Consider the following 26,707-nt stretch of genomic DNA (forward strand, 5'->3'; position numbering starts at 1 on the left):
TTTTCCTTACTTGATTTGGATGTTGTCGATATGTTGCAGGGCCAGCTCAAAATCGAATTGCTTGATGGCCTGGTCCGCCTTGGCGAACGCTTCCGCTCCCAGCACAACGTGCAACAGGTCGAAGTTTTCTTCAAAAACCTCTTTGGATTTGCTGTCGTCGAAAGCCAGCAATTTTTTAAGCCGGGTTAATACGTCAGCCGCCTTGGACATGTCTACGTTTTCTGCTGGATTCTGGGCCTTCTCCGTTGGCAAATTCGCTTTCAGCGCTTTAATCATGTCCGATTGCTGTCGGCTAAACAGGGCCAGTTTGGCGCGCAGGTCGCCGCTCCCGGCACCTCCCGCGATCATTGCTTCCAGTTCCCCGGCAATTTCTTGTAATCCGGTAGCGCCGATGTTGCCGCTGACCCCTTTCGCCGAATGAGCAATGCGTTCCGCCGAGGCACGGTCGCCGGCATCGAGCGCCGCCCGAAGTTCGGAAGGCGTGTTTTCTTGATTGACCGCGTAGTTGCGGAGCATCTTCAGGTAAGACGATTTTTTACCCAGGACACGGCGCATGCCGAGTTCGACGTCCAACCCGTCGATAACAGGTAAATCGCCATCCTGCTTTTCAGCAGTTGCTTTTTTAGCGATATCCGTTTTTTCCGATATTACCGCAGCATGCTTGGGTTTTATCCATTTGAGCAAGGCGAGGAACAATTCATCGGGATCAATCGGCTTGGCAATATGGTCGACCATGCCGGCTTTTGCGCATTTTTCTTTATCTTGCTGCATCGCATTGGCGGTCATTGCGACAATGGGCAGCTCCCGGTATCTCGGATTCTTACGAATCTCGATAGTGGCGGTTATGCCGTCCATGATCGGCATCTGCATATCCATCAACACAATATCGTAAGCCCGTTGGGCCAACATTGCCACCGCCTCCCGGCCATCATTGGCAATATCCACGTCGAATCCGGCATCGGTCAGCAGTTCCATGGCGACTTCCTGATTGAGTTCATTATCTTCCGCAACCAGAATAACGGCGCCTTTGACCACGGCCAAATCTTCCATGATGTTTGAAACGTGGCGGTCGCCACTGATGCGTTCTTCATCCACCTGCCCGCCAAGCAGCCGGATGGCGGTATCGAACAACACCGAAGCATTGACCGGTTTAATCAGAAAGTCTTCCAGCCCGGTGTTTTCCGCCTCTTTAATCACCTCTTCCCGTCCGTGGGCCGTCACCATGACCAGATGCGGAAGCGCTGACAATGGCAGCGAACGAATTTCCCTGGCAACCTGAATACCGTCCATATCGGGCATTTGCCAGTCGAGGAAGACGATTTCGTAGGGTTGACCGGACTTGGCTGCTTCCTGCACTGCGGCTATGGCTTCCTTGCCGCCTGTGGCTTGAGCGACCTTGAATGACATGCCGGACAGCATGTCGTCCATCACGTTGCGCGCCATCTCGTGATCGTCGACCACCAGTACGCGCCGGCCGCGTAAATCCGGTGTCGGCATCAGCTTTCTGCCTTGGCTGCTGGCTTTGCCAAGCCGCGCCGTGAACCAGAAAGTGCTGCCTTTGCCGGGTTCGCTGTCAACGCCGACCTCGCCGTGCATCAGCGCGGCAAGCTGTTTGGCAATCGCCAGTCCCAGGCCGGTACCGCCGAATTTGCGGCTGGTCGACGTATCGGCCTGCTGGAACGACTGGAACAACTTGTCTATTTGCTCTTTGCTAAGCCCGATGCCGGTGTCGCGCACGCCAAAATGCAAGAATACATCGTGGTCGGTTTCTTCAAGCACCTTGGCGGTAATGACGATTTCGCCCTGTTCCGTGAACTTGACGGCGTTGTTGGCGTAATTGATCAGGATCTGTCCCAGCCGTAACGAATCGCCGTTGAGATGGATCGGCACATTTTGGGCAATGTCGAACACCAGTTCCAGCGCTTTCGCGCTGGTTTTTTCCGAAATCAGGTTGGCAACGTTGTCCAGCACCTTGTACAGCTCAAAATCGCTTTGTTCGACAATGAGTTTACCGGCCTCGATCTTCGAAAAGTCCAGAATGTCGTTGATAAGACCGAGCAAATGCTGGCCGGAACTCTGTACTTTCTTGATGTAATCCCGCTGCCGGGGCGTGAGATCGGTTTTCAGCGCCAAGTGCGACATGCCGATGATCGCGTTCATCGGCGTCCGGATTTCGTGGCTCATATTGGCGAGGAAGTCGGACTTCATCTTGGTCGCATCTTCCGCTATTTCCTTGGCAAGACGCAATTCGGTCACGTCGAAAAACCAGCCCAGAATGCACTGCTCGCCACCGTAAACAACGTGGAAATAAGAGGCCAGTACCCAGATAGCCTCGCCGTCCAGCCTCTTTAGCCCAACCGATTGGTTGACGATGTTCTCGCCAGCCGTGAGACGTTCATTGATCGCGTGCAGTTCTTCGGTATTTTGGTAAAACACCGAGGGTTCCATGCCGAGCGTTTGCTCCAGGGGCGCATGGAGCATATCGGCATAGGACCGGTTGGCGAATACGATCTTGCGGCTGGCGCTGCTTGCCACCCTTACTGCCACCGGACTCGATTCGAGCATGAAGCGCACCTGGCGTTCGCTCTCGGCCATCGCCAATTCCGCCATTTTTTGCTCGGTGATGTCCATCGTCACGCCATACATGTCGGTCGGTTTGCCATCGGCATCCCTGACAACATGGCCGCTGTCGCGCATCCAGACGACTCGGCCATCGCTTGGGCGCTTGTAGGCGTAGATCGCGTCGTACCTGGGTACGGTGCCTGCAATAGAAGCCTGGAAATTTTCATAGGTAGTCCGGGCAGCCGCTTCGTCGCCCGCTTTGACGTTATCGAACCATTCCTCCATCAAGCGGTAGCGCCATTCGGGCGGACGCGGCGGGTCGCCGAACAGGGTGGCCGCACGCTTCGACGAGTTGTACCATCCGGAACCGTCAAGCGGGATATGCCAGTAACCCGCTTTCGCCAAATCGAGCGCGTAGTCGGAAAGCATGTTGGAATGGTTGACGGCATCTTCCATCTGCTTGCGTTCGGTAATATCGAGCAGCCACCCCATCACGCCTTCTTTGCCGTCATGTATCAGCGGCATGAAGGTCGTCAGGTAATCGCGAATTTCACCGCCTTTGCTGTACAATTTCATTTCACGGTTAAGCAGATAACCATCGCGCTTGACTGTCGCGATCATTTCCTTGCGATCTTCAGGGGTAAGATAAATTCTTTCTACTTCATCGCCGATATCCAGGCCGAACATTTCCTTGAACGCAGGGTTGGCATAGCCGAAATGCCCTTCAGTGGTGAACGCCGTACCGACCGGACTATGGTCGAGAATGTTCTGCAGCGCGGCGCGCTGCTCTGCCAGGGCTCCCGCAGAGGCAAGGCGTTCGGTAATGTCGTTGATCACTACCACGGTGCCGACGACGGCGTCATCCTTATATACGGGCCTGGTCGAGTACTCGACCGGCAAAGCGCTGCCGTCTTTGCGCCACAGCACCTCGTTATCGACGGTGCGCGGCTGGCTGTCGAGGGCGGTAAGGCACATCGCGCATTGCTCGAGCGGAAATTCGCGGCCGTCAGGATAGTGATGGTGCACCAGTTCGTGCATGGATTGCCCCAGCAGTTCCTGCTCGCTGTAACCGAGCAGAGCGGCCACGGCCGGATTGATGAAGGTCAGCTTTCCTTCGATATCCATGCCGGCGATGCCGCTGTTGACCGCCCCCAGGATCAGCCGGCTATGTTCTTCCAACGCGGCGAGTTTTTCTTCCGCTTTCCTGCGTTGCGTGATGTCGCTCACTGAAACGCAGACACAGGCATCTCTGGTGCCCAAAGCCGGCAATTTGCTTAAGCCGACTTCTACCGGGAATTCGCTGCCGTCCTTGCGCACTCCCAATAATTTAAGTCCGGCTCCCATGGGCCGTGCGCCTTGCTCCGACATGAATTTCGCCCGCAGGGCCGGGTGCCGTTCGCGAACATTGGACGGGACGAGTTGGTCGACGCTATGTCCAATCAGTTCAGTGCGCTCGTAGCCGAAAATTTCCTCCAGGCGCGGATTGCACAAGACAATCGCACCTTGCCCGTCCACCACCATCATACCGTCGGGCGCGGATTCGATAATGCCTCGGAACCAAGCCTCGGTTTCCATCAGTTCGGCTTGCTGCGCTTCCATTTCGACGCTCTGCTCTTCAAGCTGGGCAGCCTGGATTTCCATGCGCGTGGATTGTTCCTGCGTTTCCTTAAGCAGGCGCTGGGTGTTGATGTTGCGCTCGAGAAGCTGGATAGTTATTGCTACGCTGGGCATCAGCGCATCGAGCAACAGCAACTCCCTGGCACCGAACGGTTGCAAAGCTGCCAGCTCGAGTACGCCGACCACTTCGGTCATGTTCATGATCGGTAATACCGTTATGACGCTTGGCACGGCTTCTCCAAGCCCGGAACCGATTTTGATGTAGTCCGGAGGAGGATTGGTGAGGGTGATCGGACTCTTCTCCATTGCGCATTGGCCGACTAAACCCTCGCCGAACGCAAAACTCTGGCTGAGATTTTTGCGTTCGCGGTAGCCATAGCCGCCCAATAAACGGAGTTTATCTTCCGAAAGGATGTAAAAAACACCGTGTTCGGCATGCAGCAATGGACAGATGGCGGACATGAATTGCTGCGAAAGTTCGACAAAAGTGGCAGCCTGTTGCATTTTGGCGGATATCTGCGCCTCATGAGTCTTAACCCAGCGTTGCGATTCCATGCTGTTGCATACGGTTTGCAACACTTTGAGAGCTCTCGCCATCGCGCCGATTTCGTTGCCGTAGTCGGAATAAGGGATAGCTTCATCCAACTTGCCTGCGGCCAGTCCTTCGATAGAATCGAGCAGCCGCAAGGTAGGGCGCTGAATCGATGTACCCAGCACTAGCCCGGCACTTGCCCCAATCACTAAGCCCAGCAACATCAGAATCAGTGAAAACCGGCTGTTTTGCCCGCCCAATTCGAACAGCATATCGGCCGTTTGTTTTGCCCCTGCCTCCTTGATTTTTGTAATAGCGGTCAGCGTATCGTCAGCCGTATTGATGGTTTTTACATACTCGTCGCTGCTAATGAAGGCCGCGGCCTCGCTAGACCGGTAGCCCTCCTTGTTCATCAGCAACACTGCTTGATCGATATTGCGTTTATGCTGTTCGTAATAGCTATCGAACTGGATCAGAAGTTTTTGACTGTCTTCCCGGAAAATGCGCTTACGGGCTTCGTCGAGTTCGATTTTCAAAGTCATCATGGCTTTATCCATCCTGACTTTAGCTTTTTCCCGATCCGCCGCATTTTGCGCGAGCATCATTTGCCGCAGGTTGCGCCCTATGTATATCAGATTGATATTGGCTTCTTTGAGATGCGAAACGCCCAGTAAATCCATCTCGTAAATGTCCGAGGCTTTCTCAGTCATTACGCGCGTACTGTTGATGGCGTTAATCCCTATCAACAACGTGATAAACAGACAAATGCAAAAGCCGAGCATTAACTTGGAAACCAGTTGCCTTTTTTCCAGCATGACCTTAATACGTTTCATAATGAAAGCCAGTATAGTGTTGTTAATTTTACCGGGACGCTAATTACGCCAAGGCTGTCTCAGAAAATACCGTGCTTCGGCGGAGCTATCCGGAATCTTTACGGGTACATTTGCAGTAGCAAAGTTATTCGCCCACTGGAAATAAATGTACTATTTGAAAAATCTGTTTCTAACCCTATTCTTACAACGTTTCCAAATTCAGTTATACTGAACGTGACTACCAGAAAGCGGCGCCCGTGCAAGCTCTGCTTGCCAACGCAGGCGAGGTCTACAAGCTAGCGGCAACGACGACATGCTTAGCAACTAATTTAAGTTGAAACGCTGTAATTCAAAAAAGTCCCTACGCATAATAACTTATTTCTACTTGCGCCGGTATAGCCGGTGGTAATGATCCAGGGGTACAAACAGTGTGTTGCCTAACACCCCGATATTTTCCGATTGCCCGATGAAAAGCAGCCCTTGGGGTAATAAAGCCCGATGGAATTTTTTGAACAGCTGATCCTGTAAATTGCTTTTCATGTAGATGAGCAGGTTTCGGCAACTGACGATATCCAGGTTTTCCGGTGCATTTACGCTGACCACATCCTCCCTGATGAATTCGCAGGCCTCGCGTATCGGCTTGGTTACTTGATAATGCTGTCCCTTGGCCTCGAAATAACGCGCCAATATTTGAGGCTCGGTTTCCTTGAACGCGGTCTGTCGATAGATTCCGCTATGGGCAATCGCCAGCGCCTCCGGGTTCAGGTCGCTGCCGATGATCCGTATTTTGAATCTGTTGAAGCTCTCGCCGAGGATTTCGTTAAGCAGAATGGCGAAGGTGTAACATTCTTCTCCGGAGGCACAGCCGGGAATCCAGATTCTGATAGTTTCTTCAGGCGTTTTTTGCCCGACTGTTTCGGCCAGATGCTTTTTGAGCACCGCAAACGCTTGACTGTCGCGGAAGAACGATGATAACGACACTAGGAAAAGATGTCGCAAAGTTTTCAGCTCATCGGGATACTGCATGATATAGGCCTGATACTGTTCGAAACTGGTTATTTTCAACGCGGTCATGCGGCGGTCTATTCTGCGCAGCAAAGTTTCTTCTTTATAGCTGGAAAAATCAATGCCGGTCGCCTCGAACACGTTTTGCAGCAGTGCGGGTAGATGCCGGTTGGCCACGAGCCTCGAACCGGAAGGTGCAAAGCGCGGCAGTGCCGCCGGCCCGGTTGAAAACATCGTAACCAGATAGTGTGCTATTGCCTCGGGCTCCAACACCTCGTCTACCGCAGTGGACTGCATCGCGGCCAACGGCATGCCTGAGTAGGGGGCCGATTGCGGGTCCTGCACTAGGATCAGGCCGCCGTTTGCCTTGATGGCCTTGCAACCGGCGACGCCATCCGAACCTGCTCCGGAAAGGACAATCCCAATCGCCTTGTCGCCCATGTTTTTTGCAAGCGAAACAAACAATACATTCACCGAAGGACTCGAAATATGCTCAGGAGCGGGGGGAAACAGTTGGATAAATCCCTCCTGAACCATGCCGTTAAAACCGGAAGGAATAAGATATATCCTATCCGGCTCAAGCCGTTCACCGGCTCTTGCTTTAATGACCTTTAACCTGGACTTATGGTTGAGCAGGCGCAACACCAATTCGTCATGGCCGTCTTTCGCCATGTGTTGAGCAATGACATAGGCAACGCGGCCGTTTTCGGACAGGCTGGACAGCAGTTGCGTCAAGGATTCCAGGCCTCCGGCAGACGCGCCGATGGCGACGACGTGAAAGGCTTTTGTTGATGACTTAGTAATCATTGAAGTCGAAAATAATTAATGCAGCCCCCGGCTCGCCGCTTACGCTAAAGCGATTTTTCTTTAGCCAGAAACTTAGCCTGAGTTATTTTATAACGCAGGCATTCAGCGAAAGTGGAATTGATCTAAGCCCGTTCAACGGCATATGCCGCCCTCTAACCGCTGCTTATACCCAAAGGGCATAAGTTTCGTTTGCGCAGGCAAGCTGCTCAACTCAACTTTAACAATTGCCGAGCCCTGCTGTCCGCGCCCGATGGCAGTTTGTCCGGACTGGCATTGATCCAGGCGGTAATATCTTTCCATGTGGTGGGGGCTTCCAAGTCGCGTAACAGCATGTGGTAGCCGTTCTGGTAAATCGCCACGGTCTTTTCAGCTGGATTGGTTTCCAGAAAGCGCTGCAAGAACGCATAAGTCGGCTCTTTCGGAATGATTTCATCCTTTTCGCCGTAAAGCATCAGGGTATTGCCATGTAAGCGCGCGGCGCTGTTAAAGGCTTCATCCATTAAGTCGGTCAGGCCGTACACAGTTTCCACGCGGGTCCCTTTAATAACCAACGGATCGCGGCCCATTGCCCGAAGCATATCGATATTATCCGACGCCACCACATGTACGCCCTCCCCTGTCAGTGTCAGCCAGGGCAGACTGTGCGCCAGCGTCCAAAGCAAACCGGTTTGGTACCAAGGCATCGTCGATCTGGCCCATAACGCCGGGGCCGCCAGAATAATACCGGCAACGTCGGGCATGCCGGCTTGACTCATCGCGGTGATGACTATCGCGCCGCCCATGCTTTCGCCGAGCAAATAAACCGGGCGTTTCGGATAGCGTTGTTTGACCAGTCGTACCAAAGCTTGTAAATCGTTGGTGTAAGTCTCGCCTCCAGCCCATAAGCCACGGTTCGGCGCCATGCCGAAACCGCGCTGATCGTAAGCAAAACAGGCAATGCCTTGACTGCTGAAATACTGTCCCGGCGTATCAAAAAAACGGCTGTAATCGTTAAAACCATGCAGAGCAATAATAACGGCACGCGGTTCGTTTTTCGGCAACCAGTGCCTTAACGGCAGACGCGCCCCATCTTCGGTAAGAAAAGTATTCTCGCCAAGTTGAGCCGCATTATTTTTTGCGCCCGGCGGATAAATCGCCGGCATGCAGCCGCTTTGGCTAATGGCCAGAACAAGAACAGTCAATATGTATCGAAGTTTCATGCGTTTGAATCCAACCTGATTTAGAAAATCATTATTCTAAGGCGGCAATTAGTCCGCGAAAAATGGCATTTGTCCATTGTCGCATTTTCCGTGTTGCAGGAGAAAGCAATATACGCCATTGATTTTCTATGATTCCGTATTCACACACCTATTAAAAACGGGGCTAAGGCTTTATTATAATATGCATAAATTCCACCATTACCAATCTTTGTATTTTGGCAAGACAATCCCGTTTCCCCCGCAAATCCGGTTCACCATCCATCAAGGAAATACTCCGCAAAACAGCACTTTATTTGCTGTTTGCCTTTTTGGCTTCATCGATCGGCTTATGCGTATTGTTACGCTGGATACCGGCGCCGACATCGGCGTTTATGGTTTATCGGCATGTTGAAGACTTAATCGACGACGGCGTATTTAAGCCTATTTACTACGCCTGGATCGGGACAAAAAAAATATCGCCTTACGCCTCTTCAGCCGTTATTGCAGCAGAAGATCAGCGTTTCTTTGAACACTCGGGGTTTGATTTGGATTCGATACAATCGTCCATTGACGTTTATATGGATGGTGGACGACTTAGAGGCGCAAGCACGATTTCTCAGCAAGTAGCCAAAAACTTGTTTTTAACGCCATCGAAAAGCTTTGTCCGCAAGGGCCTGGAAGTCTGGTTTACGCTGTTGATTGAAACATTGTGGAGCAAGGAACGGATACTGACGGTTTACTTGAATATTGCTGAATTCGGCGATCACCTGTTTGGCATAGAAGCGGCCAGTCAGCATTATTTTGGCGTTCATGCAAACCAGATCAGCCGTTCACAAGCGGCATTATTGGCGGCAACACTGCCTAATCCGATCATATTGCGGGCGGCTAAACCGTCAAGCTATTTACTGAAACGGCAACACTGGGTACTCGGACAAATGCAAAATCAGTGAGTTTTTTTGAAGCTTGTGTCTGGTATAATCCGCGAAAAAAATAATAACTGTCCGAAACAGGCATCCAACCACATCAATAAAGTAAATAGAGATAATCCATGAGTATGCAAAAATCCATCATCAACACTCGTTCATTAATGAGTAGCCTGGTTATATCGAGTGTGCTTGCGGGATGTGCGACCACCTCAACGGTTAATGAAAAAGATCCTTGGGAAAACTGGAACCGCGGTGCTCAAGAATTTAATGATGATCTCGATAAGAATGTTGTAAAACCGGTGGCTAAAGGCTATTTGTCGGTTACGCCAAAATTCGTTAATGACGGTATAACTAATTTCTTTAGTAATCTTAACGACATCGGCGTGACCATCAATGACTTTATGCAGCTGAAGCTGACACAAGGCGGTATGGATGCCGGCCGTTTCCTGGTTAATACGACGGCGGGCGTTGTCGGCTTTGTCGATGTCGCAACAATGATTGATTTGCCCAAGCATAATGAGGATTTCGGACAGACTTTAGGCTTTTGGGGTGTCCCATCGGGTAATTATCTGGTCTTGCCGTTTTTGGGAGCCAGCTCGCCTAGAGAAGTCGTCGGAACTATCGGCGACGCTTTAATGAATCCTCTCACCTATACCTTTGTATTCGCCGGTAGTGGTGCTGCTGTTAGCGCAGTTAATGCAGGAGCCAAATCGGTTGACGTCGTCGATACCCGCGCCGACGTGATACCGACTGAAAAAATTGTGAATGAAGCTTCCGCCGGCGATCGCTATTCGTTTATCAAAAACGCTTATCAACAGCGCCGTGAATATTTGCTCCATGACGGTAATATTCCGGAAGAAGAGGAACTCCAGTTGGAAGACGATGCTACGGCAAAAGACACGGGCGCCACCAAAACGAACAGCGCTACACCAACCAACATCAATACCCGTCCGGGTTCTGCTCCGGTTACCAATAACTCCAAGCACTTCCTGGACTTATCAAGCCCTGTAAAGTAATAGCCCTCACAACAGGCGGCCGGCTGGCTGGGCTGGCCGCCCTCAATCTTAAAATGAGATTTTCAATATTCATCTTATTGTTAGGCATTTTCTCCGAATGTCTATCATCGCCTGCCGGCAACAATTGGGCGACCGTTAAACAAGCTGCGCAAACCGGCGCTGGCGCCCAAAGTATTGGTTCCTATACAGCCGGTTGTTTAAGCGGCGCGGTCTCGCTACCTCAGAACGGCATCGGCTATCAATTGATGCGCCCTACGCGAGGCCGGTCTTACGGCCATCCCGACTTGATACGCTTTATTGAGAATATAGCCAAAACTGCTTATTCGCAGCACTGGGGCGTCTTGCTGATCGGCGATCTGGGACAAGCTCGCGGCGGACCGACGCCAAGCGGACATCGCAGTCATCAAACCGGGCTCGACGTCGATATCTGGTATTTACTTTCACAACAAGCCGCGACCCGCAATCTGGCGTTTAGCGAACGCGAAACCTGGAGCTCGCCTTCGGTTCTTGTCTCTCAATCGGATGTTATTGATGATAGCCAATGGTCGCCGGCTCATGAAAAAATTATTGAAACTGCGGCACTCCAGCCTGAAGTAGACCGTATTTTCGTTAATCCCAGCGTTAAACGCCTGTTGTGTTCGCGTAAGTCGCCCCACGACTGGCTAAGAAAAGTCCGGCCGTGGTGGGGACACGACGATCACTTTCATGTGCGGCTCAAGTGTCCCCTGAACAGTAAAAACTGTGCAGGACAAGAGCCGCTGCCTGAAAGCGATGGCTGCGATGCTTCATTGGCATGGTGGTTTTCAGAAGAAGCAAAGGCCCCGGCGCCAAAATCCAAAAAGCCCGAAGCGCTCGTATTGCCTGCTCTATGTGACGCTGTCTTAAAAAACTAGCGTTTGAAAGCCGAACTAAATAAGGCCTTTTTCATCCCGGGTTGGAACGATAAAACCAAGTCCGTCATCGGTTGCAATAAATTCGGATAACTCCAACCGCAATTTATCCAGCGCCTCATCAAGCGTTTCCTGCTTTACTTGATGAAACGAAGGCAGCATTGTTGAGGCATTATGGTACTTCAAAATATCCAATAATATTCTGGCTTGCTCAATGGTGTATCGATGTTTCACAACTTCTCCGTGGGTACTAATTTGTTTTACTCTTCGCACAAGCTTGGACCTTCTTAGCTGCTTTGTGAATTATTCCGTCTTCGGTTTTTTAATAAAATAAATATTATAACTGAGATATCGGGACTAAAAAATCCGCTTTCCAGGTCTCTTAAAATAAAATTATTCTAAAAAATCAGCATTATGCAGAAACTTCTTTATTCTGATAGTGACTATCGAACCTATTGCTCCAGAACAACTTAGTAGGTTTTCATCAATCCATCCAGCGTCAATCCGCAGCTGGGCGCGAACGCTTTCATAAAAAAAGCAACTTCGGGCTGGTCTGAAGCGCCAATAATTAAAGCTAATTGCTCGGCGGCGGTTTCAAACTCCGAATTGCCGGCCTTTAGCTCGGTTTGGCACTTCAGGTAAGCCGATATTTTATCCGCCGCTTTAATGATCCGCACATGCTCAGCCGGCATCTTGTCGTGATGGATCAGTACCTGAAAGTCGGCCTGCAACTCTACCGGTAACAGCGCCAGTAGTTCTACCTCCGCCTGTTTTTCGATCTGTTTATAAGCCGTACTGATTTCTTCGGAATGATATTTGATCGGCGTGGGCAAATCGCCGGTAATAACTTCTGTAATGTCATGATACAAAGCCGCTGTGGCGATCGCGTTAGCGTCAACATTGCCGCCGTAATACCGGTTTCTTATCAAAGCCAGCGTATGCGCAATAACCGAAACCTCCCAGCTATGCTCCATCACATTTTCATCATGCGCATTTCTCTTTAAGCCCCAGCGCTTAATCCATCTTAGCCGTGATAAGTATGCGTAGAAACTGCTTGTTACTTCTTTCATCATATCTTTTCAATAAACCGAATTTTCTATCCGCACCTGAACATAGTGATTTTTATAAGACGCTCAAGGTAGCCTTGCTGTTATAAATCGTCATATTTTTATTGTTGAACCTGAGAAAAGCCAACCCACTAAAACACCATGGTCAAAGCTTGATTATTTTCTTCAATTAAATCTTATCGATATTTATAGCTGTTGATTATAGGGTTATGATGCTTAAATAGTCTATTTTGGTTACAGCTAAACATCATGCTTATTCAATGGTATCCCGGCCATATGCACAAGGCCAGCAAAGAGGTCAAAGAAATCCTGCCCCAGGTTGACCTGATTATCGAAATTCTGGATGCGCGTATTCCATTCAGCAGTAAAAATCCTATGCTCGAAGCCTTGCGCGGCGATAAACCGTGCATCAAAGTGCTCAGTAAAAGCGACCTCGCCGACCCAGTTGTTACGCAACAATGGCAAACCTATCTCGAACAGGAGCAAGGCGTAAAAACGCTGGCGCTGACTACCGAGCAGCCCGAGAAAATGCGCCAACTGTCCGAACTATGCCACAAGATGCTTCCGGCAAAAGCGAGCAGCGACAAGCCTATCCATACCCTGATTATGGGCATCCCCAATGTCGGCAAATCGACACTGATCAACATACTGGCTGGAAGAATAATCGCTAAAACCGGCAATGAACCAGCCATTACTAAAACTCAGCAGCGTATTGACATAGGCAACGGCATTATTCTTTTCGACACGCCCGGCATGCTTTGGCCCAACGTCGAGAATAAAAATAGCGGATACCGGTTGGCGACCACCGGCGCCATTAAAGACACCGCCATCAGTCATGATCAGGTTGCTTTCTTCGCGGCCGAATACCTGTTACAGCATTATCCGGATTTAGTGCAAACCCGCTTTCAATTGGAGCAACGTCCGCAAGACGAGCAACAGCTGCTGGAAGCTATCGGTAAAAAACGCGGCTGCCTGCGCTCGGGCGGTCATATTGAAATGGATAAGGTGTCTAAAATCCTGCTCTCTGAACTACGCGCGGGAACCATTGGCAGGATCAGCCTGGAAACGCCTGACATGATGGAAAAAGAGCTAGCCGAGCTGGTTATTATCCGTGAACGGAAAGAAGCCAAGAAAAAAGCGCGAAAAGAAAAATGGAAAAACCCAGGCTAAATTATGCAGAAAACGTTGCTTGTGCTGAATGAACTATTTCCTCATTTAAAGCTGCAAGCAATTCCGTTGCACTAACAGGCTTATAAAAAAAGCGACGGATGCCGATTGACCGGAGATCATTCTCATTAATAGCACTGCTATTTCCGCTGCATAAAAATATCGGCAAGTCGGGACGTAATGCCAGCATGACGCCGGCAATCTCGATACCTGATTTATTTGGCATCGTCTGGTCCGCGATAACCGCATCGATACGTTGCGGATTAGCTTGAAAATGATTCAGCGCTTTAACGGAGTCGGTATAAACATCTACGACATAATCCTCGCCTTCCAGCAAGTCGCCTAGATAATGGGCTAAAGCAATCTCATCATCCACGACCAGGACTCGAGCGCCTTTACCACCTGAAACAGTAGAAGAAGCTGCCGTTGCCGGCAATACTAAAGAGTCATAAGCAGCCGGGAGCAGTACCTGAACTTTAGTGCCGCCGCCGACATGTGAGTCTACTACAATACAGCCGTTAATTCGACGAACAATAGACAGGACCACCGAAAGTCCCAGCCCAGTCCCTTTGCCAGCATCCTTGGTAGAAAAAAAAGGATTGAAAATCAGTGGGAAATTGTCATCGCTAATACCGCATCCATTATCCGTTACGCTAAAGCTTACATAGTTATCGCTAATCTTACCTCTGCACAGAGCTATTCTTTTACTTTGTTTACACGAAGTACAAAACTCTTCCGCTTCTCCTGACGATGAATTACTCAGCCGAATGTCTATACATCCATTATTATCGGTCTCTATGCTATCCCGCGCGTTAATGATCAGATTCATTATAATCTGATACAACTCCACCGAATTGATGCGGATATAGCTAGCCTCGGTATCAATTTGACTTTGTAATTTAATACTGGACGGAATCGTAACGCTGAGCATTTTGAGTGCGTCTTTAACCAAAGGCAAGGGATCGATCACTTCAACCAAATTGTCGGTTTGAGCCCGGCTATAGGTCAACATGAAGGATACCAAATCTCGCGCCCGCTCTCCGGCCTTGATCGTCTCTTCTAAATGGCGTGCTAGCGTACTTTCCTTATCGGTGACGCATCGAGCCAGCGCCAGATTCGAATATCCCAGCATTATCGCCAAAATATTATTGAAATCGTGGGCAATGCCGCCGGTCAATTGCCCTAGAATTTCCATTTTATGGGCTTGTTGTAATTGCTTTTGCATTTTAGAGAATTCGGTTTCCGCTATATGGTAGCGATTTTCACTTTGCCGCAATTCCGCAATTAAGTTGTCTGCAATCAACTCTGCATTACGTTGCGTATTTCGGTAAGAATATATAAGAAAAAAGACCAACAGCGTGATAATAGAACCAGACACGGCGATTAACGCTACTTTGCCGTAATCGCTAATGAAATATTCTGTAATTGGGAAAAATTGGAAGGTCCATTCTCTCTCTCCGATGTAACTATGTAAGATCAGGGTGTCGGCAGGGAATTTATCGCCATAAGAAAAATCATCTTCGTCACTGGCATAAAGCAATGCGGAAGATGCGATACCGGAACCGTCAAATATTTTCATTCGAAGGTTTTCTTGGTTGGGAATAAGCTTAATACCCTGCATCAAATCCTTGATACGGAAAGAACTGTAGACCCAGCCCAAAAGAGCAATACGCCGTTGCTGAACGGTGTCGATGGGCATATTCTTCCGATACACGGGCACATAGATTACGACACCTGGTTGAACATCTTGTTCGGACTTCGAAATCAAAGCCACCTTGCCGGTAAAAGTAGCTTTATTTCCATCTCTTGCTTTCTCCATAGCAATTTGATGCTCCGGCTCCACCCTCATATCGTAGCCTAAAGCTTTTGAGCTATGCTCTTCGAACGGCTCCCAATAAATGACTGAAGTATAAATATCACGAGTCCCGTTTGGCCAAACGTTGTAATCAGGAAAACCTGCTCGGCGAACTTCCGCAATGTGCGCGGGCAACTGATCGGACGGTATTAACAACGCAAAGCCGAGACCTTGAAATCCTTTAAAATTATTGTCTCGTTTAACCTGTTTGGTATAACTCCGCCATTTCTGTCGATCAACATTATCGGACGCTTCAAATAGCGCGACCGCCCCTTTCAGTACCTCTTCATGTACATCTAAGCAGGCTTCCACATTAGTCTGTATCTGTTTACCAATAAACGACACTTGATTTTGTACTTTAGCATCCTCCATCGACTTGAAAGAAAAAGCCAGAAAACTGGTTATTAAAAAACCTATGAACAATAAAAACCAAGGACTCCAGTTGACTATAGCTAAGAACAACCGCTTAAAGTAATTGCACATACCAATGTTTTTTATTAATACCATGCAGCACCTAAAAATCCTTGTAGATATAGTAGAAATTTATCTAAAGTCGTTTTTTGCTCGAACGAACATACACCGGCCTTTATTCATAAAAGCAGTGCCTTAAAAGCACATTTATTTTGACAGTGCATGAAACTCCAACGCATAAAATCATGCGTCACGTTACGACGCCAATTCAGCACCAATAATTCGAGTCATCCGACTGCCCAGTTTAGCTCTCCGGGATTAACAATAGAGGCAAATAAATCACTGCCTAAATCATCGTCGACATTATGCTGCAATTCAAGATCATGGGGCCGTTGCCGCACGATGTCGAGAAACTTTCTGGTGAGTTCCGGGTCCCGCCACCCCTTTCCAGCTTCCTCTTCCATTATTTCAATGACTTGCTCTCTGGACAGGGCGCTCTTATAAGGACGCTGGTTGGACAGCGCATCGTAGATATCGGCAATTTGGAATACTCGCGCCAACAGCGGAATATCTTTACCTTTTAATCCGTCGGGATATCCGCCTCCATCCCATCGCTCATGATGATGTCGAATAATGGATAAGGTTAAGTGCATACTTTTCAGGTCTTTAACTAAACGAGCGCCAATCTCGGGGTGCTGACGCATGACTTTCCATTCGTCATCAGTCAATTTGTCCGGTTTAAGCAGAATTCTGTCAGGAATGCCTAATTTGCCGATATCATGTAAAACGCCGCCCCGACGTAGGGCGATCAGATATTCGGGTTCCAAGCCGAGCGCGCGTCCCAACACAACGCTGATATGGGCTAAGCGAGAACAGTGGTCTCCAGTATTCTTATCTTTAGCCTCTACCATGCGGGCTAAAGCAAACAGCATGGATTCCGCGCTGTCGAGCTGATCAGTAAGACGTTTGTGTTTAACCGCGCTGTCGAGACGGGCAATTAGCTCTTCAGGATAATAGGGTTTACTAATAAAATCACTGGCTCTGGCTGTCAAACTGCATGATAAATCACCGCTGCTACCGATACCGGTAACCATGATAATCGGCAACAATTCCAGTTCCAACTCACTACGGATGCGCCTGCACACCTCGTCGCCATCCATGCCGGGCATTCTCTTATCCAACAACACCACATCGAATGCTTGATTGCTTAGCAATTGCAAAGCCTCGATGCCCGAAGCTGCTTCGGTAACCGCATATTTGGGCGGCTGCAATATTTCTTGTTCCAAGGCTCGTTGAACTGCATCATCATCAACAATTAAAACGCGATAAGGATAACCTTTGATTATCGCTTGAAGCTGATTACTTTCAATCATGTTGAAGCCTCCATTTTTTCACTAGAATATTTAAAAACGATAGTCCCCATCAAGGCAGATACTTTAATAAAGCTGAGTTGAGCAACTCCCTGCTCAAACAAAACTTATGCCCATTGGGTATAAAGACTAGACCGGTGAAAGTTCCCTGGCTAATATTTCCAGCAGCTTGCTTCCATCTATCGGTTTATTCAAAAAACATCGAATACCCATACCTATCGCCTTATCCGCATCAATTTTCTCGCTATACCCGGTGGTTAAAACAACCGGTAGATTCGGCTTTATTGCAAGCATGGCTTCAGCCAGTTCCGTCCCGCACATATTAGGCATAGTCTGGTCGGTTAAAATCAGATCAACCTGATCCTGGTCAAGCTTAAAAACGCGTAAGGCATCAACAGGATCGGTAAAAATAGTTACCAGATACCCCTGCTCATGCAGCAATTCCAAATAATACGCAGCTAAGAATCCCCGGTCTTCGACGACCCAAATATGCTTGCTCTCGGCATTAGGCTCATTCTGTGCAACGACCGCAGGCTCGGAAGCAACTGCTTTTGTATGTTCAAGAGGAAACAGAATACGGAAAGAAGAGCCTTGCCCAACATTGGATTCCAGCACTAAATGAGCGTTATTTTTTACGATTATCCCTTGAACCATACTTAGCCCCAACCCAGAACCTTTGCCTATGTCTTTAGTCGTAAAGAAAGGATCGAAAATACGCTGTTTCAAGTCGTCAGGAATGCCTTTGCCGTTATCTTTCACTTCCAAGGCTACACATTCAGTATCGATAATATTGTGACAAATAGTGCAAACTTTTCGGTTAACTCTGTCACGTTCCAGAGTAATATCGATACAACCGTTGTCATCGATGGCATCCCTGGAGTTAACCCCAAGATTAATTAAAACTTGTTGTATTTCAATTGGATCAATTTGTACTGCCGGGACATTAGGTTCAATATGAGTGACGACTTTAATTCCTGCAGGAATAGCAGCGGACAGCAGTGCGACGGCTTTTTCCACTTCCGACGCCAAATTTAAGTGAGCTTTTTCTTCGGTCGAAGCGGTTCGACTATAGGCAAGCATTTTGGCAATCAGGTCACGCGCCCGCTCGCTGGCGGAAACTATTTCGCCCAAATAGCGCGCCAATTTATCGGAAGGATCGGATACACAACGTTCGAGCGCAAGATTCGCGTAGCCGAGTACAGCGGCCAAAATATTATTAAAGTCGTGGGCAATCCCCCCAGTCAATTGTCCTAAAACTTCCATCTTCTGCGCTTGCTGCAATTGTTTCTCCAATAACTTACGTTCAGTAATATCGGTAAATGAAACGCGAACTGCGGGTGATGCTAGAGTAGTCCTGCGTTGGCAATCCATAAGCGCATAAAAAACCGTACCATCGTCACGCTGTATAAGAAATTCACCGCTTTGTTTATCCTCGCGGCTCAACGTGAGTTGGTTATGCAGATTCCATCGTTCCCATTCCTTAGCGTGGAATAAGCTACTGATATTGCGGTGCAGCGCTACATTTTGCTCTAACCCCAAAAGTTTGGCGCCGGTCAGGTTAATTTCACTAATAAGCCCTTCAACAGTGAGCGTGAGATAACCAATCGGAGCAAAATCAAAAAGATCCATATAACGGTTGCTGGACTCTTGCAGAGCAATTTGAGAACGTTGCAATGCATCATTTTTTGCTTTCAATTCAGCCTGTTTCTCTTCGAGTTCAACCTGCTTATCTTCAAGTTCGCAAGCTGTTGCATACAGCTGTTTCTCCATCTGACTGCGTTCGGTAATGTCGGCAATAGCGATCAAAATACGTACAACTACGCCATTTTCATCACGAAGCGGGCTTTTATTCACTTGCACTAGGATTTCGCGCCCATTCTTATGAATATAGCGTTTTTCACTAACGTCTATAGAATCGTTGCCACTTAAAATGCGCTGTAAGCCGTCCCTGTAACTTTCCAAATCGTCGGGATGAGCCAGCATACTCACAGTCTTACATAGAAGTTCTTCTTCTGAATAACCCGTCATTCGACAAAAGCTCAAATTCACGCGCAAAAATTGGCCTGTTAGCGGATCGGTTTCCGCCATACCAACTGCAGATGTCTCAAAAATCACCCTGAAACTTCTCTCGCTTTCCTGTAACGCTTGTTCGGCTAACTTGCGTTCTGTAATGTCATCGTAGATGACAACTATATTGCCGTCGGCCAAGCGATAGAGGTAATTTTCTCTGCAACTGACGATACATTCATTATGATAGTAATTAAGCGGAAAATGTTCGGCCCGGCCCGTATGCCAGACACGATTCACTGCATCAAGCAACCCGTTAGTCGCGGCATTTGGAAAAAACTGCTTCATCCGTTTGCCTATGATTTTATCTCTATCTACTTTCTCAATAAGCTCCATTGCGTGGTTGACTTCAAGAAAAACAAAATCCTTGCCTTTGTCAATTGCTTGGAAAACTATCCCGCCTGAAGTCATGTTTTCAAACAATTGCCGAAATCTTGTTTGCTGCTGATCGATTTCATAATAAGGCGCTTGAATAGTGTCCACAAATACGGCCCGATACAGAAAAAGATAGCCGATGATTTTGTAAAAATGGCCTAACGCATTAAAAACGTCAGTCGATGTTTTATATCGCGTAAATAGCAACTCACTGATAATAAAAATCAGCGTAACCGAAAAAAAACGGGCACTCAGAGTGTCCGAATCCGAGCTGTTGGATTGCCGCCCGAAATTGACTGCGGCAATAGCAAACAAGCTGATAATGCCCCACTCGCAAGCTATCTTGAATTGCGTTAGCCCCTGCCCTTCAATAAACATGCGCGGTAGAGCATCTTGATGAAAGAACACTGCCCAATAGATCAACAACGTATATAGAGTAAAGCCGAACAGCAATAGGGCGCGGCTTTGGGGTCTACTATGGGAAATTGTATGCTTGAAAGATATAACACAAAGCGTTGCCGCAATAGTAAACCGAGCCGTCAACCAGAAAGCAATACTCTCCTCGTTTGAAGCCGATGCGACAAAATCAGGTATTTCCTTGTACGCCAACATATGAGCAAAATCCAACATGCTGGAGGACAACATAGCGCAACTCAGCAACATGATGTTGGCCGAACGGATTGGCACAAGACTGTACCAAGTTACGCCGAATATCATGAATGCGGCTAAAATCGAAAAAAATTCCAACGTTGTATGGATAGGCCGATAGACGCTCTGAGTCATCGTAAAATAAGCGTCGGGAATCAAAGCGCACAGAATCGTCGCCCCAACCAATAATGCCGGCAATTTACCCGATACAAAGAAAATATTGCGCTTATCCATGATTTAACTTTCCTAAAATGAAAAATTTAAGGACTAAGCCGGTAAAACATTATCACAACTCGGCTTTCAATAACCCAAGCAAAAACTTAGTATCCAACGGCTTGGAAATACAGATTTCCGCACCCGCCTCAAGAATGCGTTGTTCGTTTTCCAAACTGGGGTATCCGGTCATCGCAATCACACGAATATCGCGGGTGTCCGGGTCGGCTTTGATCTGTTGGCAAACGGCGAAGCCATCCAATTTCGGCATCATCAGATCCAGCAGAATAATGTCCGGCTCAAAAGTATAAACTTTGCTTCCGGCTTCAAATCCGTCGGCTGCGCTGCTGACTATAAACGGTTCGTCCAAACCGCTAAGCCATTCAACAAGGAAGCCTGCGACCTGTTTGTCGTCGTCGACAATCAGTACTCTTAAATCGCTACGCTCCGGTATTGCTTTAGACTGCTTAGCAAACTGCTCCACGCTCTCTCGCAAAAAACGTCTATGACCGCCCAGCGTTGTTTCAGAAGGTAATAAACCCTTTTGTGCCCACGCACGCACTGTGATTGGCGAAACCATCAACAGCTTGGCGGCCTCTCTGGGCGATAGGTAAGATTTATTTTGATTATTTGCCATAAATATAAATAGATTCTTAATCGGTCAATTGAATTAAATAAGAAACTCTTAAATCATCAATTGATGGAAAAATCTCTGCCGCAAGGCAGAGGCGAATTAGTGTTTATCATTTCCTCAACCGTTACAGTCATCTTAGTGAGTTTTTTCACCCATCGTTTTCTTCCTGACGAGCTAATCAAGCCAAACTAAAATTACTGTAACTTAAAACTTCGAGAAAATGGCACACATTGTAATATATTGATATGCAAAAAATATTTATAATTCATGGCCGTCATCTTAGACGCAAGACTTATTGGTCTTCACAGATCCGTTTACTTGACGCCCAAACCAGCCGCTCCGCTGTTTATTAGTTCATTGAACAATATAGCGATTGTCCATATTCAATACAGACCGCTAACTGATTTCTCCCGAATAAGCCTTCCAATTAAAATATTTGGGTTCTGCCAAAACAGGGCATGCCGCCTCATCCAGCCTGAAACAATTCACAGTAGTCGCCAAATTCTGCGCCTGTTCCTCCAGCGATTCAGCAGCAGCGGCGGCTTGTTCCACCAAAGCGGCATTCTGCTGGGTCATTTCGTCTATTTGGCTGATAGCCTGATTAACTTGCGCGATACCGGCGCTTTGTTCAACAGACGCAGCGGTTATTGCCGACACAGTGCCAGCCACCCCCTGAATGGAGCTAAGAATTTCTTCCATCGAAGAACTTGCTTGCGCGGCCAGCTTACTGCCATCGTTGATTTTTCTTACCGATGTTTCAATCAGGTTTTTAATTTCCCCGGCGGATACTGCCGCGCGTTGCGCGAGGTGGCGCACCTCGGCGGCTACAACCGCAAAACCTTCGCCGTGTTTACCGGCACGCGCGGCCTCAACCGCGGCATTAAAAGCGAGCAGATTGGTCTGAAAAGCGATGTCATCAATGACCAAAATAATATCGCTGATTTTATGCGAAGCCTCGTTAATCTCATTCATTGTAGTTAGGACTTTACCAACAATAAACCTATCTTACCTTTCAAATTAAATCGCTTGGTAAAATCGCCCATGCTGGAAGCTACCACGACGGTAGACACCTCTTTTTCCACGGCGATTTCGGCGGTACGATCCTGCCATTCGACTACGGAGCCTAAGCGCTGCCCTTGTTCGTTGATTACCGGATTCACAGTTACCGCCATAAAACGGCCGCCCAATTCCATACTGGCGCCATAACTGTCCGTTAAAGAGGCGAGCAATTGTCTTTGATGTGCGTGATTCTTGTGAAAACTGTCAATTCGGCTGCCAACCAGATTTGCTACTGAAAAATTCGGAAGCTCTTTGCAAATGTCTTCTTCCGCTTTACTGAGAATGTCGTTTACCGCTTTATTCGTATAAATAATTTCACCGTAGTTGTCGGCAATCATGACCCCGGTGCTAACATTATCCAATGCATTCTTGACGAGCAGATTTTCATCGGCGATGCGTTTAGCTTCCGCCACATCGAAGCCCAGCCTGGTTTGCATCGATTTAATCGCTTCCATGACTTTACCGATTTCATTGTGGTGCGCTATCTCAATAACATTTTTGTAATTACCCTGCGCAATTTGACGAAAGTGAGCAATAGAAACCTCTAGCGGATAAATGATGACGCGAATTAAGGCCACCCCCTGCCATAAAATCAACGCAATACCTCCGGCTAATAAACAGATAGATATAATGCTCACGGTTTCATAGCGCGACTGTGCAGTTCCGAACACCTGTTTAGCCATAGCGAGCTGCAATTGCATTAACTGCTGGATACTGTCTCCAACTATCGGGTAAAAAGTGTTAATTTTATCTGCGACAATTCTATTGGCTTCAGCTATGTCATTGGCTCGCAGTGCGGCAATAGCTGGCTTCAATCCATCCACCACTAAGAGCCTCCTACTCTCATCAAACTTGGCTGCCAGTATCTTTCCCTCATTGCTTAGTTGATGCTTCATATATTCATCCCAAAGCCGGGTACTTTTTTCGATGTTTTGCTCCACTTCGGCAGTATTTTTCAAAATCACCTCGGGCGTCGGAGTATTAAGACTGGCGGCGATATTTAACCGGATGAACAGAAGTAATTTTTGAATCGAGGCAATTTGACTGATAGGCAAGGCACTGTCTTCGTACACAGCGCTCAGGCCTTCCTTGGCCTTGCTCGTGCCGAACAGTTCTATTCCGCCGGCAGTCAGCATTAACATAGTGAGTAGAGCGAGAGTCGCGACCAGGCGGAATTTGATATTGCAATCTTTTGATAACTTAAATTGCTCCAATAAACCGGCTTTTACGATTTTGCCATCCTGAATCCTGAGATTACGCGCCTTGCCTTCGCGGAATAGCCGATAAACCGGATCAACAGCCTCAATTTGCTCGCGCCCGACTTTACTGCGAACGGACATATAACCAACCACTTGGTCGTTAACATGAATAGGCGCGGCAGTAGCCAAGACCCAATAATGATCACCGTTTTTGCAACGGTTCTTGACAACACCGGTCCACGGCCGCCCTGCTTTCATCGATCGCCACAAATCCGCAAACGCTTCGGGTGGCATATCGGGATGACGCACGATATTGTGCGGTACGCCGATCAACTCTTCTCTGGAGTATCCGCTGATCCGGACAAAAGTATCGTTGGCATAGGTGATGATACCTTTTAAGTCGGTATTGGAAACAATAGAGTCGCTGTCGGTAAGATTTTTTTCCACATTGGTTACGTGCTTATTGTTTTTCATGTGCAGTTTTACTCCATAGCCGTGCCAAAAAATTGCGCATCCTGGCGACGATCCTGCCGACATACAGCTCAATAAATTCAGATCCGCTGATATTAAAAAACAATACCTGCGCTTCTCCTGAAACAGTGCATGCCAACAGGTTTTTTTCAACTCCGCTCCCGCTTTCCTGCAATGCGTATTGAGGTATGCTGGCGTCTACTCGCTGAATATTTTCCAGTGTTCTTAAAAAGTTGATGGCGTCTCTAAAGCTGAGTTGAGCGGCTTGCCTGCGCAAACAAAACTTATGCCCGTTGGGTATAAGTACCTGTTTGAGCGCGCTGACTGAATCAACCATCCATGCGTTTTTCAGATAGAGGCAAAAATTAGCCGGCAATATGGGCATGATCGCAATGAGATTTTTCTGTACGTTACACATAGCGATACCTCGCATTGGCGACTCGGTTCTGAAAATGATCCAGAGACTGATCAAGAATCGACACTATCTCTTCACAGCAAGTAATATTTTTACTGCTGCTAAGAATGTAATCAGCCAGTTTGATGATGGCTAACCAGTTTGCATCGTTGTTGATAAAGTTAAATGCAGCGGTGAACAGCTCATCCAGCTTTTCATCGATCTGTTGTTCATCGGTAAAGAAACTTTTTAGATACTCGTCAGCCAGAGCAAGATCGGAACTGCCGCCATAATTATTCAATGCTTTCAAATTGACTAACTTATGGTTAAAAAGCTCGCCATCGGTTTCAGCGACATGTTTAGCTTCAGCCAACGGCCCGATAAGCAGGTTAATAATGTCGGCCTCGAAAGCGCCCATGTAATCGTTGATCCATTGCATCACTGCATCATCATCGCGCGCTGTTAATTCATCACCTAGGTTATCAACGGAAGGCGATAATATTTCAATTAACCGCCCTCCTTCCACTCTGGCAATGCATTCGTCATGGATTGATTGATCCGTCATGCCGTCAACCTCTGGTGCCTCGGCCATATCCTTAAAAATAATATTGAAGAAAACCGGCGGCAAACTTCTGGCTTTATTGTTTAAATGAATGCCTGCGGCATGCCCCGCTTCATGAAAGGCAATACGTTGTTTATGCTCAAATAATTTATCTTGACTGCCGGCATCAATTATTTTGTTTCTTTTCATATTAAGCACCATAAATTCTTAAAACTTCTGTTAATTACACAATGTAAACCATCCTGATTTTAGTAATTTTCAAATTATCGCCTCCCCCCATACGCCACAATTTCTTGAGCAATCCTGCCTAACGGAATCTCTCTGCCTACCGCACCGAGCTTGGCCGCTTCCTTCGGCATGCCATAGACCACGCAGCTGTCCTCATCCTGGCCCAAGGTGCTCGCCCCCATGTCGTGCATTTCTTTTAAGCCCCTGGCGCCGTCATCGCCCATGCCGGTCATGATGATGCCCAAGGCATTCTTGCCGGCGCATTTGGCGGCCGAACGGAACAGTACGTCGACCGACGGCCTATGCCGGGTCACCGGCGGTCCTTCGACGATCTCGACGTGGTATTGCGCTCCGCTACGCTTCAGCAGCATGTGCCGCCCGCCTTGGGCGATCAAGGCCCGCCCCGGTATGACCCGGTCGCCGTTGACGGCTTCGCGCACTTCAATTTGACACAGTCCGTTCAAGCGCTCGGCGAACGCGCCGGTAAACTTCTCCGGCATATGCTGCACGATTACAATGCCCGGACAGACGCGCGGCAAAGCCGTCAACACCACTTCCAAGGCTTGGGTGCCGCCGGTGGAGGTGCCGATCGCAACCACCCGGTCGGTAGTTTCGGCCATCGCATGAACGGTTGCCGGCAGGATCGCATCGGCGGTTAATTTCGCCTGCACCGGCACCGCAGAGGACACACCCAACCGGCTCAGGTTCGCACGAGCCGCGGCTTTAACGGAAGCCAGCAAGCCTTCGGAATCATCCTGCAAAAATTGCTTCAGCCCGACTTTAGGTTTGGTGACGATGCTGACCGCCCCCGCCGCCAGCGCCTGCATCGTAGTTTCTGCGCCTTTTTCAGTCAGCGAAGAACAGATGACTACCGGCGTAGGTCTTTCAGCCATCAGCTTCTTTAAAAAAGTGATGCCGTCCATGCGCGGCATTTCGACGTCCAACACAATCACATCCGGCCATTGCGCCTGCATGCGCGTCATTGCGAACAGCGGGTCCGAAGCTGCACCGATCAATTTAATGCCGGGATCTTTTGACAGATTTTCAGTCAACACCTGACGTACCACCGCGGAGTCATCAACGATCAACACTTTAATCTGATTCATCCCAACCTCCTATCGAGCGGCTTAAGTTCGTCGACGAGCAAAATATTGGCATGCTTAACCTGAACTTTACCGCTCCACACTTCAAAAGAAACACTGCGGTGTCCGATGCCCCCCAGATGTTCGCCCACACAACTGAAACCGTGCTGCTGTACCAATTGCCGCGCGGCTTGTACATTCCGGGCGCCGATCCGGTTCATCGCGTTGATCCGTTTATGAGCAACTGGAAACATATTGCCGCCGCCGAATAATTTGACTTGGTATTCTTTATAAGAAGTGCCGATAAACCCAATTTCCTCCAACAGTAGTGCGACTGCCCCACTCGCATAAAGTCCGTCTCTAGCTGAGGCGGTCTTGTTGTGTTCATAGCTACGTTTTGGCAGCATGTAATGGCACATTCCTCCAACCAGCAGTTGCGGGTGCCAAAAAGTCATCGCTATACAAGATCCCACTACAGTACTGATGCGGGTATCCCGGCCGGCAAAATAGTAATCGCCCGGATGGAGGAATATCTCTAAAGGATTCAATGGTTTTTTCAT

17 protein-coding genes and 2 pseudogenes are annotated in these 26,707 nt (G+C 48.3%); 4 read left to right on the forward strand and 15 right to left on the reverse strand.

The window, feature by feature from the left end; all coding sequences use genetic code 11:
• Positions 1 to 6: 6 nt before the first annotated feature.
• The 3 genes from EKO24_RS02340 to EKO24_RS02350 all read right to left on the reverse strand — a co-directional run bounded on the left by EKO24_RS02340 (position 7) and on the right by EKO24_RS02350 (position 8,534).
• Complete coding sequence (locus EKO24_RS02340; protein ID WP_127027097.1) at positions 7 to 5,544, reverse strand: PAS domain S-box protein; 5,538 nt, start codon at positions 5,542 to 5,544, stop codon at positions 7 to 9.
• Between the two features lie 360 nt (positions 5,545 to 5,904).
• A complete protein-coding gene (locus tag EKO24_RS02345; protein ID WP_127027098.1) occupies positions 5,905 to 7,335 on the reverse strand; it encodes a chemotaxis protein CheB in 1,431 nt (476 codons plus the stop codon).
• A gap of 206 nt (positions 7,336 to 7,541) precedes the next feature.
• The gene (locus EKO24_RS02350) at positions 7,542 to 8,534 is read right to left on the reverse strand and encodes an alpha/beta hydrolase (protein ID WP_143733141.1); all 993 of its coding nucleotides are present in this window, start codon (positions 8,532 to 8,534) and stop codon (positions 7,542 to 7,544) included.
• 215 nt (positions 8,535 to 8,749) lie between these two features.
• Between EKO24_RS02350 and mtgA the strand changes: the two genes are divergently transcribed.
• The 3 genes from mtgA (at position 8,750) to mepA (ending at position 11,348) form a co-directional block, all read left to right on the forward strand.
• Entirely contained in the window at positions 8,750 to 9,463 is a 714-nt protein-coding gene (gene mtgA / locus EKO24_RS02355) for a monofunctional biosynthetic peptidoglycan transglycosylase (RefSeq protein WP_241674369.1), read from the forward strand.
• A 98-nt stretch (positions 9,464 to 9,561) separates the two neighbouring features.
• Entirely contained in the window at positions 9,562 to 10,455 is an 894-nt protein-coding gene (locus tag EKO24_RS02360; RefSeq protein ID WP_127027100.1) for an MlaA family lipoprotein, read from the forward strand.
• 53 nt (positions 10,456 to 10,508) lie between these two features.
• Complete coding sequence (mepA, locus tag EKO24_RS02365) at positions 10,509 to 11,348, forward strand: penicillin-insensitive murein endopeptidase (RefSeq protein WP_127027101.1); 840 nt, start codon at positions 10,509 to 10,511, stop codon at positions 11,346 to 11,348.
• A 15-nt stretch (positions 11,349 to 11,363) separates the two neighbouring features.
• Here the strand turns inward: mepA and EKO24_RS02370 are convergent, their stop codons facing one another.
• Together EKO24_RS02370 and yfbR are read right to left on the reverse strand one after the other, a co-directional pair.
• Positions 11,364 to 11,579, reverse strand: coding sequence for a hypothetical protein (locus tag EKO24_RS02370; RefSeq protein WP_127027102.1), 216 nt, complete (start codon positions 11,577 to 11,579; stop codon positions 11,364 to 11,366).
• Between the two features lie 236 nt (positions 11,580 to 11,815).
• Complete coding sequence (gene yfbR, locus EKO24_RS02375) at positions 11,816 to 12,415, reverse strand: 5'-deoxynucleotidase (protein WP_127027141.1); 600 nt, start codon at positions 12,413 to 12,415, stop codon at positions 11,816 to 11,818.
• 246 nt (positions 12,416 to 12,661) lie between these two features.
• Between yfbR and ylqF the strand changes: the two genes are divergently transcribed.
• Positions 12,662 to 13,582, forward strand: a complete 921-nt coding sequence (gene ylqF / locus EKO24_RS02380; RefSeq protein WP_127027103.1) for a ribosome biogenesis GTPase YlqF — start codon at positions 12,662 to 12,664, stop codon at positions 13,580 to 13,582.
• Position 13,583: 1 nt separating this feature from the next.
• Here the strand turns inward: ylqF and EKO24_RS02385 are convergent, their stop codons facing one another.
• From EKO24_RS02385 to EKO24_RS02430, 10 genes and pseudogenes are all read right to left on the reverse strand, one after another.
• The gene (locus EKO24_RS02385; RefSeq protein ID WP_127027104.1) at positions 13,584 to 15,941 is read right to left on the reverse strand and encodes a CHASE domain-containing protein; all 2,358 of its coding nucleotides are present in this window, start codon (positions 15,939 to 15,941) and stop codon (positions 13,584 to 13,586) included.
• A 191-nt stretch (positions 15,942 to 16,132) separates the two neighbouring features.
• Positions 16,133 to 17,218, reverse strand: coding sequence for an HD-GYP domain-containing protein (locus tag EKO24_RS02390; protein WP_127027105.1), 1,086 nt, complete (start codon positions 17,216 to 17,218; stop codon positions 16,133 to 16,135).
• A 126-nt stretch (positions 17,219 to 17,344) separates the two neighbouring features.
• On the reverse strand, positions 17,345 to 20,539 hold the full coding sequence (locus EKO24_RS02395; protein WP_127027106.1) for an MASE3 domain-containing protein: 3,195 nt from the start codon (positions 20,537 to 20,539) through the stop codon (positions 17,345 to 17,347).
• A 52-nt stretch (positions 20,540 to 20,591) separates the two neighbouring features.
• On the reverse strand, positions 20,592 to 21,155 hold the full coding sequence (locus EKO24_RS02400) for a response regulator (RefSeq protein ID WP_127027107.1): 564 nt from the start codon (positions 21,153 to 21,155) through the stop codon (positions 20,592 to 20,594).
• 465 nt (positions 21,156 to 21,620) lie between these two features.
• Positions 21,621 to 22,564, reverse strand: a pseudogene (locus tag EKO24_RS23535) (methyl-accepting chemotaxis protein); the annotation flags it as partial.
• 315 nt (positions 22,565 to 22,879) lie between these two features.
• A pseudogene (locus EKO24_RS23540) lies at positions 22,880 to 23,947 on the reverse strand (Tar ligand binding domain-containing protein); the annotation flags it as partial.
• Positions 23,871 to 24,299, reverse strand: coding sequence for a P-loop NTPase family protein (locus tag EKO24_RS02415; protein WP_127027110.1), 429 nt, complete (start codon positions 24,297 to 24,299; stop codon positions 23,871 to 23,873). The pseudogene EKO24_RS23540 and the gene EKO24_RS02415, both read right to left, overlap by 77 nt.
• Positions 24,292 to 25,026 carry a hypothetical protein gene (locus EKO24_RS02420; RefSeq protein WP_127027111.1) on the reverse strand — a complete coding sequence of 245 codons (735 nt, stop codon included), beginning with the start codon at positions 25,024 to 25,026 and terminating at the stop codon, positions 24,292 to 24,294. The genes EKO24_RS02415 and EKO24_RS02420 overlap by 8 nt, the downstream gene beginning before the upstream one ends.
• Before the next feature lie 74 nt (positions 25,027 to 25,100).
• Positions 25,101 to 26,171 (reverse strand): protein-glutamate methylesterase/protein-glutamine glutaminase, encoded by a 1,071-nt coding sequence (locus EKO24_RS02425; RefSeq protein WP_127027112.1) that lies wholly within the window; start codon positions 26,169 to 26,171, stop codon positions 25,101 to 25,103.
• Entirely contained in the window at positions 26,168 to 26,707 is a 540-nt protein-coding gene (locus tag EKO24_RS02430) for a chemotaxis protein CheD (protein ID WP_127027113.1), read from the reverse strand. The genes EKO24_RS02425 and EKO24_RS02430 overlap by 4 nt, the downstream gene beginning before the upstream one ends.

Source organism: Candidatus Methylobacter oryzae (assembly GCF_003994235.2).
GTDB lineage: Bacteria > Pseudomonadota > Gammaproteobacteria > Methylococcales > Methylomonadaceae > Methylobacter_A > Methylobacter_A oryzae.

What these genes read in the sequence shown, in the direction of transcription:
- EKO24_RS02345 (WP_127027098.1), bottom strand. Translation starts at nt 7,335, where the DNA reads ATGATTACTAAGTCATCAACAAAAGCCTTTCACGTCGTCGCCATCGGC.
- EKO24_RS02420 (WP_127027111.1), bottom strand. Translation starts at nt 25,026, where the DNA reads ATGAAAAGAAACAAAATAATTGATGCCGGCAGTCAAGATAAATTATTT.
- EKO24_RS02425 (WP_127027112.1), bottom strand. Translation starts at nt 26,171, where the DNA reads ATGAATCAGATTAAAGTGTTGATCGTTGATGACTCCGCGGTGGTACGT.
- EKO24_RS02415 (WP_127027110.1), bottom strand. Translation starts at nt 24,299, where the DNA reads ATGTGTAACGTACAGAAAAATCTCATTGCGATCATGCCCATATTGCCG.
- EKO24_RS02390 (WP_127027105.1), bottom strand. Translation starts at nt 17,218, where the DNA reads ATGATTGAAAGTAATCAGCTTCAAGCGATAATCAAAGGTTATCCTTAT.
- EKO24_RS02400 (WP_127027107.1), bottom strand. Translation starts at nt 21,155, where the DNA reads ATGGCAAATAATCAAAATAAATCTTACCTATCGCCCAGAGAGGCCGCC.
- EKO24_RS02385 (WP_127027104.1), bottom strand. Translation starts at nt 15,941, where the DNA reads ATGGTATTAATAAAAAACATTGGTATGTGCAATTACTTTAAGCGGTTG.
- ylqF (WP_127027103.1), top strand. Translation starts at nt 12,662, where the DNA reads ATGCTTATTCAATGGTATCCCGGCCATATGCACAAGGCCAGCAAAGAG.
- EKO24_RS02430 (WP_127027113.1), bottom strand. Translation starts at nt 26,707, where the DNA reads ATGAAAAAACCATTGAATCCTTTAGAGATATTCCTCCATCCGGGCGAT.
- yfbR (WP_127027141.1), bottom strand. Translation starts at nt 12,415, where the DNA reads ATGAAAGAAGTAACAAGCAGTTTCTACGCATACTTATCACGGCTAAGA.
- EKO24_RS02340 (WP_127027097.1), bottom strand. Translation starts at nt 5,544, where the DNA reads ATGAAACGTATTAAGGTCATGCTGGAAAAAAGGCAACTGGTTTCCAAG.
- mepA (WP_127027101.1), top strand. Translation starts at nt 10,509, where the DNA reads ATGAGATTTTCAATATTCATCTTATTGTTAGGCATTTTCTCCGAATGT.
- EKO24_RS02350 (WP_143733141.1), bottom strand. Translation starts at nt 8,534, where the DNA reads ATGAAACTTCGATACATATTGACTGTTCTTGTTCTGGCCATTAGCCAA.
- EKO24_RS02360 (WP_127027100.1), top strand. Translation starts at nt 9,562, where the DNA reads ATGAGTATGCAAAAATCCATCATCAACACTCGTTCATTAATGAGTAGC.
- EKO24_RS02395 (WP_127027106.1), bottom strand. Translation starts at nt 20,539, where the DNA reads ATGGATAAGCGCAATATTTTCTTTGTATCGGGTAAATTGCCGGCATTA.